This is a genomic window from Paraburkholderia largidicola (genome assembly GCF_013426895.1).
Taxonomy (GTDB): domain Bacteria; phylum Pseudomonadota; class Gammaproteobacteria; order Burkholderiales; family Burkholderiaceae; genus Paraburkholderia; species Paraburkholderia largidicola.
Window position 1 is genome coordinate 1,452,631 of record NZ_AP023175.1, and the last position, 15,775, is coordinate 1,468,405.

The 15,775-nt window shown below is 63.6% G+C and carries 14 protein-coding genes; 6 read left to right on the plus strand and 8 right to left on the minus strand.

The window, feature by feature from the left end; translation table 11 throughout:
* The first annotated feature begins 228 nt into the window (after window positions 1–228).
* The 4 genes from PPGU16_RS23145 to PPGU16_RS23160 all read left to right on the plus strand — a co-directional run bounded on the left by PPGU16_RS23145 (window position 229) and on the right by PPGU16_RS23160 (window position 4,004).
* Window positions 229–858, plus strand: a complete 630-nt coding sequence (locus PPGU16_RS23145; protein WP_180722746.1) for a hypothetical protein — start codon at window positions 229–231, stop codon at window positions 856–858.
* Window positions 859–867: 9 nt separating this feature from the next.
* Complete coding sequence (locus PPGU16_RS23150; RefSeq protein ID WP_180722747.1) at window positions 868–1,956, plus strand: GGDEF domain-containing protein; 1,089 nt, start codon at window positions 868–870, stop codon at window positions 1,954–1,956.
* Between the two features lie 229 nt (window positions 1,957–2,185).
* Window positions 2,186–3,685, plus strand: a complete 1,500-nt coding sequence (locus PPGU16_RS23155) for a diguanylate cyclase domain-containing protein (protein WP_180722748.1) — start codon at window positions 2,186–2,188, stop codon at window positions 3,683–3,685.
* Window positions 3,686–3,812: 127 nt separating this feature from the next.
* Window positions 3,813–4,004 (plus strand): hypothetical protein, encoded by a 192-nt coding sequence (locus PPGU16_RS23160; protein ID WP_180722749.1) that lies wholly within the window; start codon window positions 3,813–3,815, stop codon window positions 4,002–4,004.
* 24 nt (window positions 4,005–4,028) lie between these two features.
* Here the strand turns inward: PPGU16_RS23160 and PPGU16_RS23165 are convergent, their stop codons facing one another.
* On the minus strand, window positions 4,029–5,438 hold the full coding sequence (locus PPGU16_RS23165; RefSeq protein ID WP_180722750.1) for an aminotransferase-like domain-containing protein: 1,410 nt from the start codon (window positions 5,436–5,438) through the stop codon (window positions 4,029–4,031).
* 161 nt (window positions 5,439–5,599) lie between these two features.
* Between PPGU16_RS23165 and aptA the strand changes: the two genes are divergently transcribed.
* Complete coding sequence (aptA, locus tag PPGU16_RS23170) at window positions 5,600–6,928, plus strand: omega-aminotransferase AptA (protein WP_180722751.1); 1,329 nt, start codon at window positions 5,600–5,602, stop codon at window positions 6,926–6,928.
* A gap of 74 nt (window positions 6,929–7,002) precedes the next feature.
* On the opposite strand, the gene PPGU16_RS23175 is transcribed toward aptA, so the two are convergent.
* A complete protein-coding gene (locus PPGU16_RS23175; protein WP_180722752.1) occupies window positions 7,003–7,569 on the minus strand; it encodes a DUF6496 domain-containing protein in 567 nt (188 codons plus the stop codon).
* A 254-nt stretch (window positions 7,570–7,823) separates the two neighbouring features.
* On the opposite strand from PPGU16_RS23175, the gene PPGU16_RS23180 reads away from it, so the two are divergent.
* Entirely contained in the window at window positions 7,824–8,075 is a 252-nt protein-coding gene (locus tag PPGU16_RS23180) for a hypothetical protein (RefSeq protein ID WP_007748721.1), read from the plus strand.
* A 66-nt stretch (window positions 8,076–8,141) separates the two neighbouring features.
* On the opposite strand, the gene PPGU16_RS23185 is transcribed toward PPGU16_RS23180, so the two are convergent.
* From PPGU16_RS23185 to pcaD, 6 genes are all read right to left on the minus strand, one after another.
* Window positions 8,142–9,350, minus strand: a complete 1,209-nt coding sequence (locus PPGU16_RS23185; protein ID WP_180722753.1) for an ABC transporter substrate-binding protein — start codon at window positions 9,348–9,350, stop codon at window positions 8,142–8,144.
* An 851-nt stretch (window positions 9,351–10,201) separates the two neighbouring features.
* Complete coding sequence (locus PPGU16_RS23190) at window positions 10,202–10,915, minus strand: ABC transporter ATP-binding protein (protein ID WP_180722754.1); 714 nt, start codon at window positions 10,913–10,915, stop codon at window positions 10,202–10,204.
* Complete coding sequence (locus PPGU16_RS23195; RefSeq protein WP_180722755.1) at window positions 10,912–11,718, minus strand: ABC transporter ATP-binding protein; 807 nt, start codon at window positions 11,716–11,718, stop codon at window positions 10,912–10,914. Before PPGU16_RS23195 ends, PPGU16_RS23190 begins: the two co-directional genes overlap by 4 nt.
* Complete coding sequence (locus PPGU16_RS23200; RefSeq protein ID WP_180722756.1) at window positions 11,715–13,616, minus strand: ABC transporter permease; 1,902 nt, start codon at window positions 13,614–13,616, stop codon at window positions 11,715–11,717. The genes PPGU16_RS23195 and PPGU16_RS23200 overlap by 4 nt, the downstream gene beginning before the upstream one ends.
* A gap of 971 nt (window positions 13,617–14,587) precedes the next feature.
* A complete protein-coding gene (gene pcaC / locus PPGU16_RS23205) occupies window positions 14,588–14,986 on the minus strand; it encodes a 4-carboxymuconolactone decarboxylase (protein ID WP_180722757.1) in 399 nt (132 codons plus the stop codon).
* Complete coding sequence (gene pcaD / locus PPGU16_RS23210; RefSeq protein ID WP_180722758.1) at window positions 14,983–15,774, minus strand: 3-oxoadipate enol-lactonase; 792 nt, start codon at window positions 15,772–15,774, stop codon at window positions 14,983–14,985. The genes pcaC and pcaD overlap by 4 nt, the downstream gene beginning before the upstream one ends.
* Window position 15,775 lies beyond the last annotated feature (1 nt).

A 15,775-nucleotide genomic window follows, 5' to 3' on the forward strand; every position in this document is an offset into this window, starting at 1 on the left:
ACGTCCCGTCTCGCGAATTGACAGTAGAATAGCCAACACATAACCCTGTCCTCGCGAGCGGGTTCCGCGCTGTCCTCACCGGCACCATCGCCGGATTGCGACACGCGACGGGCTCAATAATTGCTCCAAGACCACGGTTATCTCCGAGCAGATTTCACCGGCGCGTACCCGACGCGCCAGTCCCGCCATTGACAGACGCAGACCGCAAGGGTCGGAGGCGTTGCACACATGGACGCACAGGAATCTCCGGACCGCGCGCGCGGCGGCCGGGAGCAGCAGTACGAGAGCGCATTTCTATCCGATAGCGACGATCCGCAGGCACGGCATTACAGCTGGGTGCAGATTTGCCTGATCTCGGCGATGGGTCTCGCCGTTGGCGTGATGGGCGCGGCTGCGTATGTGATCTGGTTCAACCGTGACCAGGTGGCGTACGCCGAAGCGGTCGAATCGGCCCGGCGCCCGCTTGCCACGACGGCAACCAGCACGAGCGCCGACCTGCGCATCCCGAGCCATGCGGCCGTGCCGACGAGTTCAGTGTCGGGCCGCGTGATACCGGCCGCGCCGACGCAAAAGCCCGCGCCCGCCGACTCGCTCGCGGCAGCCCAGACAGCCGACGACGAAACGGACGCAGACGCGAGCGACCCGCCGCAAACCGCGCGCACCGCGCCCGGGCCAAACAATGCCGCCGCCGCTCGCGCCGACCGCGGCAAGCAGCCTGGCAACGCCGCGCGCCATGCGCAACGGGCGAAACCGAAGGAAACCTTCGTCTCGCGGCTGACCGCGATGTTCCGCAAAGTCGACTATCACCGTCGCACCCGAGATCCCGGCAACAACCCCGATCCGTATTCGCATCCCTAACCCGCCGGCGTGAAGCAAACCGTCACGCCGATCCGCCCGCTCAGCCCGCGATGGCGCCCGCAACCCATCGTGGTCGGCGCGATCGCTCTCGCGTGCCTCGTGGTCGGGCTGCTCTACGTCGCCGTGCAGCTCAAGGCGCTATTCTCCGATCACTTCCAGCAGCAATACGCCACGCTCGTGCTGGAAGCCGTCGGGCGCGCCGACAACGCGCTCAACGTCGCAAGCCTGCTGAAGCGCAGCGCGCCTTCGAGCGCGGCTAACCCAACCTACCAGCAGGCGCTCGGTGAACTGGGCGCACGGGTGACCGAACTCGACGCGCTGATCGGCTCCAGTCCCGTTCCCGCGCCACGCTTGCCGCAAGCCAATGCGACGGCCAGGAGCCTCGACGAACTGAAGCAGTCGCTCGCAGCCACGGCGAACGACTGGCACGCGCGCCGCGACGCCGTCGGCAACGATGTCCGCCGGCGCACGCTGCGCGTCGCGAGCGTGCTCGCGGTGCTGACCGTCGTGGTGACGGGCGCGCTGTGCGCGGCACTCGTGGTGTTCGCGCGGCGGCATCGGCGGCTCGCGGGTCTCACGCATCAGTTCCGCCACGCCGCCCAGCACGACGCGATGACGGGCCTGCCCAACCGCCAGCAACTGCTCGCGCGGCTCGACCGCATCGCGGCCGAACGCGTGCCCGGTAATTGCGCGGTGCTGTATGTCGATCTCGACGGCTTCAAGCAGGTCAACGACACGCTGGGCCACGCGATCGGCGACGAATTTCTGATCGCCCTCGCGCAGCGCTTTCGCCAGTCGCTGCGCCCCGGCGATCTCGTCGCGCGCATGGGTGGCGACGAATTCGCGGCGCTCGTCTCCGGCTTCGGCAACGACACGGAGCTCACGGGCATCGCCACGCGGCTGATGAACTGCGTCGGCGAAACCGATACGCAAATGGGCCTCGGCTTCGTGCGCGCGAGCGTCGGCATCGCGACCTATCCCGATCGCGTCGCCGATCACCGGCTGCTCGTCGCCGCCGCCGACGGCGCGATGTACGAAGTCAAGCGCCACGGCAAGAACGGCTATGCGTTCGCCATCAGTCCCATTCCGCCCGCATGATTTCGACGCGCGGCACCGCTTCCATCGAGTCGATTCCCGCGATCAACGCCGTCAGTTCAGCACGTCCATGCTGTTTCAAACGAATCTGAGAACCGCAATCAACTTCCGCCCGCTGCTGCCGTTATAAGGGTTCAGCAAGGCGGCGGCAGCGTGCGCCGTCGTTCATGAACGGTCGAATTGAAGTGCCTCACGCGTCAGCCATCAGCCAGTGAAGAACACCGCGTCCGTAATGAGGTCGTTGACAGGCAGACTTCGCACCTTCGTCCCGCGCTTCCAGCCGCGCAGCCATGGCAACGCGCCGCACCGCGCGTTCATTCTGCTGCCCGCGCTGACCGTGCTGATCCTCGCTGTTTTGTGGGTCACGATCCTGATGCGGCTGCGCGTCGAGAAAGCTGCCGTGCTGCACGATGCGCGCGTCGCCGCCCGCACCGTCGCGGGCGCGCTCGACACGCACACGCTGAAAACGATTCACGACGTCGACGCAATCGCGCTGCTGGTCAAATACGGCTACGAAAGCTCGCCCGACACCTTCGACCTCAAGAAATACCAGGCCTACGGCCTTATCACCGCGGATACCGCGCTGCAAGTCACATTGGCGGGCGCGGACGGCCATGTGATCGCGTCGACGATTCCGTTTTCGGGCGCGATCGATCTGAGCGACCGCAAGCACTTTCGCGTGCATCGCGAGCGAGACGATGTCGGGCTGTTCCTCAGCGAACCGCTGATTGGCCGCATCTCGCGGCAATGGTCGATCCAGGCGACGCGGCGCATCAACCGTCCGGACGGTAGCTTCGGCGGCGTGGTGATCGTGTCGGAGAATCCCGCCTGGCTCACCGATGGCTTTTATACGAGCGCCGCGCTCGGCGAGCACGGCATGATCGCGGTGCTGTCGGGCGGCGGTTCGATGCTGTCGCGCCGCGCAGGCGACGCGCCGAGCCGTACGGGCGATACGCTGCCGACGGGCTACATCGATCCGCGCGGGACCAACGAAATGTTCACCGACCCGATCGACCGCGTGGAGCGCATCGTCGCGCGCCGCGAGGTGAAGCGGTACGGACTCACGGTGATGGCGGGCCTCTCCGTCGCCGAGACGCTCGACGATTACTACCGGATGCGCCGCGTCTACGTGACGATGGCGAGCGTGATCTCGGTGATTCTGGTCGGACTGTCCACGTGGATCGCCGCGCTGATCCTGAAACTGCTGAAAGGCCGGGAGCAGTTGCACCGGCTCGCGCATACCGACCGCCTGACGGGCCTGTCCAATCGCGGCTGCATCATGGATCGGCTCGAGGAAGCCGTCGCCGCGCCGGATGCCGCCGGCCGCGTGGCCGTGATTTTCGTCGACCTGGACCGCTTCAAGGAACTCAACGATACGTTTGGCCACCATCTGGGCGACACGATTCTTGCCGAGATCGCGCGGCGCCTCACGGACGTCGCGCAGGACCGCGCGCAGGTCGGACGGCTGGGCGGCGATGAGTTCCTGGTCGTCATCGAGGACGACGCGGCGCTGGCACCCGACGTCGCCGCCGCGATCACGGCGGCGCTCGAGGCGCCCGTCAGCGTGCACGGCAATGACTACCGCGTGTGCGCGAGCCTCGGCATCGCGGTGCTGCAACCGGGCGAACGCGCGGCGGATCTGGTGAAAAGCGCGGACCGGGTGATGTACGACGCGAAGGAGCGCAGCCGCGCAAACCTCGCGCCAAGGGCAAAAAATGCGCTCGTTGCGTAGTACGTGGACGACTCAGGAAAGAACCAATACAACGCATTCGGCCCACAGTTTGATCGCGGCGCAACGAATGCTCTAAACCAGGGGAAAACGGCTCAAGCTTTGCGGCTTGCTGTCGTTAGCGAAGTGTATGGAAAAGAAACTCGCACAACGCATCGTCAGTTCGGCGCACCGCGCGGCGGAAGCGATCGCGAACGCCCGCTCGGATCTGCCCGAAGTGCAGCGGGATCAACTCTACAGCCGCGTGTTCATCGGGCTGCTGGAAGACAATGTCGGCGCGGCAAACATCGGCGAACTGATCGACTCGCTCGCCCGACCCTGAAGCTTTGTCCCCGCGTTTCGCGGCTCAGCCCCGGCCAACGCGTTCGATGAAGCGCCACAACGCGTCATCCGTCGAATGCGGGACGTTGAAGCGGAACCACGCGCTCGGCGCATCGTCGGGACGGAAATAGGAACCAGGCGCGAGCCAGATGCCGTCCGACAACGCCGCCGTCGCAATCTCGCCCGCGCGCTCCGGCTCCACGGGCAAGCGTGCAAACAGGAACAGCCCCGCGCGCGGCCGGTGAAACGCTTCCAGCCCCAGCGCATCCAGCCGTTCCTCGACGATCGCATGCGCGGCCCGCAACCGCTCGTTGACCTGCTCGACATGGCGCGCATAACGGCCCTCATGCAACACCTTGTCGACGATCCGCTCGATCGCCTCCGACGACGTCAGCCCCACCGCCATCTTCGTGCGCGCCAGTTCGCGCAGCACGTCGCGCTCGGCGACGACATAGCCGCAACGCAACGCCGGCGTCACCGTCTTCGAAAAGCCGCTGATATACAGCACGCGGCGCAGCCCTTCCATGGCGGCAAAAATCGGCGCGCCCGGCGAGCCGAGTTCGCGGCTCACGTCGTCCTCGATCACCCACATGCGATTGCGCTCGGCGATCTGCAGCAGGCGGAACGCTGACGCCATGCCGTAGGTCGCGCCCGTCGGATTCTGCAAGGTCGTGTTGACGAAAATCGCCTTCGGATGATGCGCGTCGACGACTTGCTCCAGCGCGTCCGTATCGATCCCCGCCGGCGTGCGCGGCACGCCGATCACGTTCAGCCCGGCAAGCTTCAGGATTTGCAGCAGATTGCAGTAGCCCGGATCTTCGACGACGACGGTATCGCCCGCGCGCAGCAGCGTGCGCACGATCAGATCGAGCGCCTGGGTCGCGCCCTGCGTCAGCAGCACGTTCGACACCTCGACGGGCAGGCCGCGCCGGTCCATCTGCTCAGCGATCTTCGCGCGCAGCGGCGCGAAGCCATACGGATGCCCGTAGTCGCCGAGGCGCGCGGCGGGCACGCGGCTCATCGCGCGGAACGCGTGCTGCATGCCCGTTTCGTTGATCCACTCGTTCGGCAGCCAGCCGCCGCCCGCCTTGATCGGCATGGAATGGTCGGCGAACACGTCGGACAGCAGCCAGGTCGCCGTGAGGCTGGGCGGCTGCCAGTCGACGGTATTTGCCTGCGCGGCCCGCGCACGCGGCGCGACGCGATAACCGGAGCCGCGCCGCGAGGTCACGAGGCCCATCGACACGAGCCGGCTGTACGCCTCCGTCACGGTGAAGGTACTCAGTGAATGCGATTGCGCCAGCTGACGCACCGACGGCAACAGCGCGCCGGCGCGCAGCGCCTGGCTGTCGATCGCCTGCGCGAAGCCTTGCACGACCTGCTCGACGAGCGTCGGCGCTAAACGGCGGTCACGATCCAGTTCGAGTTCGATCATCAACGGATTAGGATTATCAAGACAGACGACAGATGCAGCGCAATATCCAGCACAGTTGAGCTGATTCGACCAGCACAGTTAGCAGCGCAGTGAGTCAACTGTTTATGTCCGCCATTTAACCTCGGACGCTACAGTTTCGCTACCCATTCGAGGAGAAACCCATGACTTCGCGCCCCGTGATCGACGATCTGTCGAACTTCTGGATGCCGTTCACTGCCAACCGCCAGTTCAAGTCGGCGCCGCGCCTGCTGGAATCGGCAAAAGGCATGTACTACCGTTCGACCGACGGGCGCGACGTGCTCGACGCGTGCGCGGGCCTGTGGTGCGTGAACGCGGGTCACGGCCGCGACGAGATCGTTGCCGCCGTCCAGAAGCAGGCCGCGACGCTCGATTTCGCGCCGACTTTCCAGATGGGCCACCCGCTCGCGTTCGAAGCGGCGTCGAAAGTCGCTGAGTTGATGCCCGAAGGGCTCGACCGCGTGTTCTTCACGAATTCCGGCTCGGAGTCGGTCGATACCGCGCTGAAGATCGCGCTCGCCTATCACCGCGCGCGCGGCGAAGGACAGCGCACGCGCCTGATTGGCCGCGAGCGCGGTTATCACGGCGTCGGCTTCGGCGGCATTTCGGTTGGCGGCATTGCGCCGAACCGCAAGACGTTCTCGGGCGCGCTCCTGCCGTCCATCGATCACCTGCCGCACACGCACAACCTCGAACACAACGCGTTCTCGAAAGGCCAGCCGGCCTGGGGCGCGCATCTCGCCGACGAACTGGAGCGCATCGTCACGCTGCACGACGCGTCCACGATCGCCGCGGTGATCGTCGAACCCGTCGCGGGCTCGACGGGCGTGCTGATCCCGCCGCAAGGCTATCTGCAAAAGCTGCGCGACATCTGCACGAAGCACGGCATCCTGCTGATTTTCGACGAAGTGATTACGGGCTTTGGCCGTCTGGGCGCGGCAACGGCCAGCGAATATTTCGGCGTGAAGCCCGATCTGCTGACGATGGCCAAGGCGATCAACAACGCCTCCGTGCCGATGGGCGCGGTCGCGGCAAGCCGCACGGTGCACGACACGATCGTCAACGCCGGCGCACAAGGCGCGATCGAGCTGTTCCACGGCTATACGTACTCGGCGCACCCGTTGGCCGCAGCGGCCTGTGTGGCAACGCTCGACCTGTATCGCAGCGAAGGGCTGTTCGAGCGCGCGGCATCGATGGCGCCGAAGTTCGAGGCCGCCGCTCACGCGCTGCGCGACGCGAAGCACGTGAAGGACATCCGCAACCTCGGCATGGTCGCGGGCGTCGAACTGGAGCCGCGCGACGGCGCGCCGGGCGCGCGCGCTTACGAGGCGTTCGTCAAGTGCTTCGAAGCAGGCGTGCTGATCCGCTTCACGGGCGACATTCTGGCTTTCTCGCCGCCGCTGATCATCGACGAAGCGCAGATCGACCAGGTCTTCCAGACCGTCCGCAACGCGCTGGCTTCGATCCAGTAAGCGTCTTGCACGCTGCCGCCGCTCGCCGACTGTTTAACCGTCGGCGAGCGCGGCAGCGGTTCTCCCGCTAGCCTTCAGTGATGCGCACGCGTGGCCCGCGTATGCGCAGCCTTCTTCGCGGCCGCCGACCGGCCTGCCGCGCCCTTCGTTTCAGCCGCCTTCTTCGCCGCAGCCGAACGGCTTGCTGCTGGACGACGCGCTGCCGCTGCCATGGTCTGCTTCGACAATGCTTCTTTCGATGCGCCCTGTCCGCTTTCGCGTTTCAGCACGGCTTCGGCAACGCGCGAGCGCTTCGCCGTCGATTCGCTGCCCGGACGGCGCGCAGCCGTGGTCTTCGAGGCCTTCTTCGCGGCTGAGTGCTTAACGGCAGGCGTCTTGTGCTGTCCCGCAGCCGTGTCCTTCGCGGCTTTCTTGCGCGTCGCTTCGCTCGTGGTTCCCGCCTTCGGCTGCTTCAGTGCGACACCCGCGCGGCGAGCCTTCGACAGGCCGATTGCAATTGCCTGCTTCGCCGATTTGACGCCGTGCTTGCCTTCGCGCACGTGGTCGATTTCTTCCTTCACGAATTCGCCGGCTTGAGTGCTCGACGACTTGCCGGCGCGCTTGTCGGCGGCGGCACGCTTGAGGGTTGCTTTATCAGGCATGACAGTGCTCCCGTTGAATGGTGGCCATTCATATGCAGCAACGGGTGTGCCTTGTCCTCGCTGAGGCCCGCACCGGCTCGAAACCCGCGACTTTTGCGGTCCTTCGGCCGCTTGCCACGCAACGGGCGTTTCGCTTCGCGCTGCCTGGCAATCGCGACGCAGGCGGCCTCGATGCGCAACGAGGGCTGCGCAATGGGCCGATAGCGTCTATGGTTTACGTCAAAGGCGGCGATGCAACCGTCAGGAGACGCCTCATGAATACACAGACAGTCAGGGCAGGCGCCCATATCGAAGGGATTCACTGGGTGGCGGAATACGCGGAGACGATGCACGAGATCCGCATTTTCCGCGAAGGCCAGGAAGTGGACGTGCACAATGCGCCATCGACGCTTTTCGGCGACGAAGAGAACGCGGGTTCGAAAAGCTGCGCGGACCATCGCGCGGCGGAAGCAGCCGTACTCGCGTATCTGCGTCATTTCGTGGCCGAGCACGACGCCGAGGAATGACGGCGGCCCCATGAAAAAGGCCAGCCGCGCGGCTGGCCTTTGAAACGCGCCTTACCTGTTCGCGAATCAGTCCGCGGGACGCAGTTTCTTCACTTCGGCGTCGGACGGCTGCACGCTCGCGCCGTCGATATAGCGATACGACGTCATCACACCCTTGCCGTCTTTCAACGCGGTCACGCCGACGAACGCGCCCATCGTCGACTGGTTGTCCTGCGGGCGATAGATGATCGGCCCGAACGGCGTATCGACATTCAAGCCTTTGAACGCGGCCGCGAGCTTGTCGGGATCGGTCGAGCCGGCCTTCTTGATGCCATTCGCAATCGACATCAGCGCCGTATAGCCGACCACCGAACCGAGGCGCGGATAGTCGTGATACTTCGCCTCGTAGTCCGCGACGAACTTCTTGTTGGCGGCGGTATCGATGGAATACCACGGGTAGCCCGTCACGATCCAGCCGACGGGGGCTTCCGCGCCGAGCGTGTCGAGATAGTCCGGCTCGCCTGTCAGCAGCGACACGACGCTGCGGTCCTTGAATAGCCCTCGCGTGTTGCCTTCGCGAACGAACTTGCCGAGGTCGGCGCTGAACAACACGTTGAAGATCGCGTCGGGTTTCGCGTCGGCGAGCGCCTGCACCGTCGAGCCGGCGTCCAGATTGCCGAGCGGCGTGGCCTGTTCGGTGACGAACTCGACATCGGGTTGCGCGGCCTTCAGCAGCTTCTTGAACGTCGCCGCCGCTGACTGACCGTATTCATAGTTCGGGTAGACGAGTGCCCAGCGCTTTTTCTTCAGCTTTGCCGCTTCGGGGACGAGCATCGCGACCTGCATATACGTGGAAGGACGCAGGCGGTACGTGTACTTGTTGCCGTCGGCCCAGACGATCTTGTCGGTGAGCGGCTCGGCGGCGAGGAAGAACATGCGCTTCTGTTTTGCGAAGTCCGTCAGCGCGAGACCGGTGTTCGACAGATAGCCGCCGAATAGCAGTTGCACCTGTTCGCGGGCAATGAGTTCTTGCGCGACGCGGATCGTGTCGCCGGGGTTCGCGTTGTCGTCGCGGGAGACAACTTCGAGTTTTTTGCCTAGCACGCCGCCGGCTGCGTTCACCTGATCGAGCGCGAGGTTCCAGCCGTTTTTATAGGGCATCAGGAAGGCCGGCTGCGCCTTGTAGCTGTTGATTTCGCCGATTTTGATGGTCTGTTGTGCGGAAGCGCTGAAGGCCGTCAGTGAGACGGCCAGGGAAGCCGCGATGCGGGAGGTCCATGCTGCGCGCGAGGTCATGCGGGTGGCTCCGTGTTATTTGTCCGTTCCGGGTGGAGGTGCGAAGTGTGAATCGTACCGGGTCTTTGGTTTTTGCGGTGCGGGGTTGTCGTTTGGTGTTGGTGTTGGTGTTGGTGTTGGTTTGGTTTTGGGTCTGCGCTGGCATCCGCGTGACGTTATCGGTTCGCTAGCGTTGCCCCTGTGCGGGGCGGCACCTACTTTTCTTTGCCGCCGCAAAGAAAAGTAGGCAAAAGAAAGCGGCTCACACCGCCAGCACGTATTCTTATCCACGGGCCCCCAACGTCCCCACATTTCACACGGCAGCGATTTTGTTCGCGTGCGTTGCCAACGCTTTGAATGGAAGCCTCACCCGCTTCAGACACCCGCACACGGGCGAGCGGCAGCAAATGGTTTGTGCCGCCAAGGTGGCAAACGGTGTGTAGGTTGTCGCGTCGTTTAGCCTGGGGCTCTTACAGCGTGGGCCGCGTGCGCTATCGGTCCGAAGTCAGACGCGTGCAGTACCTGGGCCGACACAGAGTTTGCCGCCTGGGCGGCCGTGGACTATCTGGCACAGCGTGCCGCGACGCGGACACATGAAGCGGGTGAGGCGTCAATTAAGAGCGCTGGCAACGAGCATGTATGACGTGATTGCCGCGTGAAGCGTAAGAACCTGTGGGGGCCCTCAAGCAAACACAAGAACTGGCGGTGTGAGCCGCTTTCTTTTGCCTACTTTTCTTTGCGGCGGCAAAGAAAAGTAGGTGCCGCCCCGCACAGGGGCAACGCTTGAAGCACCAACGACAAAACGCGGACGCCAGCGCAAACACAAGCAAACCGCACCGCTTGCGCAGCAAAAACCAAAATCAAAATCAAAATCAAACCCCAAGATACGCCCGCCGCACGGCATCATCCTTAACAAGTTCGCGCATCGCACCCCCATACCGAATCTGCCCTTTCTCAAGCACGTAAGCGCGATCACTCACCAGCTCAGCGAAATGCACATTCTGCTCCGAAAGGAGAATAGAGAGCCCTTCACGCTTCAGCTCAAGAATCATATTAGCTATCTGCTCGACGATCACAGGCGCGACGCCTTCCGACGGCTCGTCGAGCAACACCAGATACGGATTCCCCATCAGCGTCCGCGCCACAGTCAGCATCTGCTGCTCGCCGCCGCTCATCTGCCCACCAGGACGCTGCGGCATTTCCCCGAGATTCGGAAACAGCTTGAAGAGCTTGTCAGGCGTCCAGGAGGGCGCACCCGCTCGCGCCGGCTGACGCCCCGTGTCGAGGTTCTCCATCACGGTAAGACCAGAAAACACTCGACGATCTTCGGGCACGTAACCGAGCCCCATCCGCGCAATCCGATGCGTCGGCAACGCGGAGATATCCGCCCCGTCGAATTGAATCGCGCCTTCGCGCCGCGCCATCAATCCCATGATCGACTTCATCGTCGTCGATTTGCCCGCGCCGTTGCGGCCCATCAGCGCGACGACTTCGCCGCGCCCCACTTCGAGGCTCACGTCGAAGAGGATTTGCGCGCGTCCGTAGAACGCGTTCAGTCCATCGACTTTCAGCAGCGGTGCATTCATGCGCGCGGCTCCGTGTGTGACTCGCCGCGATCGCCCGATAACGCCGCGCGCGGCTGGAACGTCTTGCCCGTGCCGAAGTAGACGGCCTGCACGTTGGCGTCGTTGCGTATCGTGTCCGCGTCGCCCTGCGCAATCAGCTTGCCGCGTGCCAGCACGATGATCCGGTCCGCGCTGGAAAATACGACGTCCATGCTGTGCTCGGTGAACAGCACGCCGATATTACGCTCGGCTGAAAGACGCTTCGTCAGCGCCATCAGATCGGTGCGTTCCTGCGGCGCCATGCCCGCCGTCGGTTCGTCCATCAGTAGAAGCTTTGGACAGTTCGCGAGCGCAATGGCCATCTCGACACGCTTCACGTCGCCATAGGCGAGCACGCTGCACGCGCGATACGCATGCGCCGTCATGCCGACCTGATCGAGCAGCGCAAGCGCTTCATCCTCGAAGTGCGACGCCGCCGGTTTCCACAAGCCGTACAGACGCTGTTCGCGCGATACGAGCGCCATCTGCACGTTCTCGAGCACGGTCATCGAGTTGAAGGTCGCCGCGACCTGGAACGTCCGGCCGACGCCGCGCCGCCAGATATCGCGCGGCCGCATGCCGACGAGCTCGTGTCCGTCGAGCATCACCGAGCCATGCGTCGGACGTAGCTGTCCGTTGACGATGTTGAAACACGTCGATTTACCCGCGCCGTTCGGGCCGATCAAGGCCAATAGTTCGCCGGGTTTTACGTCGAACGAAACGTCGTCGACGGCTTTCACGCCGCCGAACGACATCGACAGATTCGATACTCGTAGAAGGCTCATTGTCGGCCTCCCGCTCGTGCATCGTCGCGCTCGAAGCGCTCGCGCACGAACCCTACGATGCCTTGCGGAAAAGCGATCACGAGCAGCAGAATCGCGATGCCGAGCAGCGCCTGCCAGTAATCGGTCTGACGCGCGACTGTGTCCTGCAGCCACGTGAATAACGCCGCGCCCGCCACAGGCCCCGTCAACGTCTGGATGCCGCCGAGCAGCACCATCACGAGTCCGTCGACGGAACGGCTCACGCTGATCACTTCCGGCGAAATCGTGCCTTTGGAAAACGCGTACAGCGAACCAGCGAGCCCGCAGAACAGCGACGCGATCACGAATGCGGCCCACTGCACGCGCTTCGTATCGATGCCGATCGCTTCCGCGCGCAACATCGAATCGCGGGACGCGCGCATGGCGAATCCAAGCGGCGAGAACAGCATGCGGCGCAGCAGCCACACGCCGAGCACGGCGAATGCCAGCGTCAGATAGTAATAAGCGACGGGCGACGACAGCCAGTTCGACGGCCATAGCCCGAGAATGCCGTTGCTGCCGCCCGTCACGTCATCCCATTGATACACGACCGACCAGACGATCTGCGCAAACGCGAGCGTGAGCATCGCCAGATACACGCCCGACAGGCGCACGCAGAACCAGCCGAACACCAGCGCGCCGAGCACGGCGAGTAACGGGCCGAGAACGAGCGCGACTTCCATCGGCAGATCGAGCACTTTCAGAAAGAGCGCCGCGCCGTATGCACCGAGCCCGAAGTACGCGGCATGACCGAACGAATGCATGCCGCCCGGCCCCATGATGAAGTGCAGGCTCGCCGCGAACAGCACGGCAATCAAAATTTCGACGAGCAGCACGGGCATGTACGGAAACGCGCTGGCGGCGAGCGGCGCAAGCACGAGCACGGCCAGCACGCATGCCGCGAGCCACTTGAGCGGCTTGCCTGCGGGCTTCAAGGGCATGTCGGCGGGCGCCGCCGCGCGAACCGTCGACGTCGGGCGTCCCAGCAGGCCCCATGGCCGCACCACGAGCACCACGGCCATCACGACGAACTCCGCGACGAGCGTGAAGCGGCTCAACGAAATATCGACGCCGAACAGCGACACATGTCCGATGCCGATGCACAGCGCCTTGATCTCCGCAATCAGCAATGCCGCGATGAACGCGCCGGGAATCGAGCCCATCCCTCCTACTACTACGACGACGAACGCATTGCCGATTGTTTCGAGATCGAGCGACAGATTCGCCGACATGCGCGGCCCCTGCAGTGCACCGCCAAGCCCCGCGAGAAACGCGCCGACGAAGAACACGCCCGTGAACAGCCACGCCTGGTTGATGCCGAGCGCGCCGAGCATCTCTCGATCCTGCGTCGCCGCGCGCACCAGCGTGCCCCAGCGCGTGCGCGTCAACGCATACCAGAGCAACAGGAGCACGAGCGGCCCGATCACGATCAGCGCGATGTCCCACGTGGGCAGCTGATGGCCGAGCAGTTCGACGGCGCCGGACAGATGCGGCGCGCGCGGGCCGAACAGGTCTTGCGGTCCCCAGATCGCGAGGGCGGCGTCGCGGAAGATCAGGACCAGCGCAAATGTCGCGAGCAGATGGAACAACTCGGGGGCTTTGTAGATGCGCCTCAGGACGATGAACTCGACGAGCGCGCCGAGCAGGCCGATCACGAGCGCCGATGCGAGCATCGACAGCCAGAAGCCCAAGATGCTGCTGCTGCCGAAACGGCTCGCGATGCTGTAGGCGACGTAGATGCCTAGCATGTAGAACGAGCCATGCGCGAAGTTGACGATGCGCGTGACGCCGAAGATCAGCGACAGGCCCGCAGCAACGAGAAAGAGCGCCGAAGCGTCGGCGAGTCCGTTTATCAATTGGACCAGCAGGTTGGGGAGCATTTTTGCCTGGCGGCGGGGGGTCGGTTTGGGTTTGATTCGGTGTTTGGGCGACAGGTATACCGGAAATGTTTTTGGTTTGCAGGGGTTTTTGATCTGCGGTTTGGGTTTTTTGTTGGCATTCGCCGGGCTTTGATGTTGGTTTGCCTTTGCGCTGGCATCCGTGTATTGCCTGCGGATTGCTTGCTTTTGGGTTGGCATCCGCGTTTTGTTATTGGTTCGCGAGCGTTGCCCCTGTGCGGGGCGGCACCTACTTTTCTTTGCCGCCGCAAAGAAAAGTAGGCAAAAGAAAGCGGCTCACACCGCCAGCCCATGTTCCTATCCACGGGCCCCCAACGTCCCCATGCTTCACACAGCAACGTCTTTATCTGCGTGCGTTGCCAACGCTTTGAATAAATGCCTCACCCGCTTCAAACACCCGTACTCAAGCACGCGACAGTGAATGGCATGTGCCGCCCAGGTGGCAAACTGTGTGCAGGTTGTCGCGTCGTATAGCGTGGTGCTCTTACAGCGTGGAACGCGTGCGCCATGGGTCCGAAGTGAGGCGTGTGGAGCACAAAGGGCCTACACACAGTTTGCCACCTGGGCGGCGGCGGACTATCTGGCGCGGCATGCTGAAGTGCGGGAGCGTGAAGCAGGTGAGGCGCACTGCAAGAACGCTGGCAACGGACGTCAGTCACATGATTGCCGCGTGAAGCGTAAGAACCTGTGGGGGCCCTCAGGCAAGTACTAGAACTGGCGGTGTGAGCCGCTTTCTTTTGCCTACTTTTCTTTGCGGCGGCAAAGAAAAGTAGGTGCCGCCCCGCACAGGGGCAACGCATGAAGCACGAAGGCAAAGCGCGGATGCCAGCGCAAACACAAGCACACAACCCAAAACCCAAAACCTTGCACCACAACCACGACAAAAAAACAAAAGCCGCGTGACCCAAAATCACAACGGCTTCGCCAAAAAAAAACCAAACCACTACCCGGATTTAACCCTTCCCGGCATCCACCTCATCCTGCTCCTTAAAAACCTTATCAGCCAGATGAAAAGCAGAATTCGCCGCAGGCACACCACAATAGATAGCCGTCTGCAACAAAACCTCTTTCACCTGCTCCCGCGTCACCCCATTATTCCTTGCGGCACGCAAATGCAGCGCAAGCTCCTCGCTGCGATTCAACGCGACCATCATCGCGATAGTCAGCAAGCTCCGCGTATGCCGCGGCAACCCCTCGCGGGTCCAGATCTCACCCCACGCATACCGCGTGATGAAGTTCTGAAACTCTTCCGTCACTTCCGTGCGATTCACCAGCGACCGGTCCACATGCGCATCGCCCAGCACCGCGCGGCGCACACCCATTCCCGCTTCGTATCGTTGATCGTCGTTCATCGCTGTCCCTTCAGGAAATCAAGCACGGTCTTCGTGAACATATCGGACACCTCGATGTTCGAGATATGCGACGCATCCAGTTCGACATACCGCGCACCCGGAATCGCCGCCGCCAGTTCACGGCCCTGCGCCGGCGTCGCAGCGAGATCGTGCGTGCCAGAAATCACCAGCGCAGGTGCCTTGATGCCAGGCGCTTCCGGGCGCAGATCCGTCGCGTTGATCGCTTCGCAATTCAGCGCGTAGCCTTCCTTGTCGGTATGCACGAAAACGTCGCGAACATAGTTGAACACGAGCGGCTCACGCGCAATGAACTCCGCCGTGAACCAGCGCGGCAGCACGGCATCCGACAACGCCAGCATGCCTTCCGTGCGCGCCCGCGCCGCGCGCGGCACCCAGACTTCCGGCGAGCCGATGCGCGCCGCCGTATTGCACAGCACGACGCGATCGATGCGGTCCGCGTGGCGCGCCGCGAGGCCGACGCCCGTCAAACCGCCCATCGAAATGCCGCAGAAATTCGCCCGCGCAATCTTCAACGAATCGAGCAGGCCGATCACGTCGCCCGTCAATTGCTCGATCGAATACGGTCCCTTCGGCGCTTCCGAATGACCGTGACCGCGCGTGTCGTAACGCAACACGCGAAAATGCTTCGCGAATTCGGCAACCTGCGGCGTCCACATCGACAGATCGGTGCCGAGTGAATTCGACAGCACCAGCCACGGCGCGTTGCCGTGCCGGTCGCCGTCGATGCGGTAGTGAAGCTCGATGCCATTGACTGCGGCGTAAGGCATT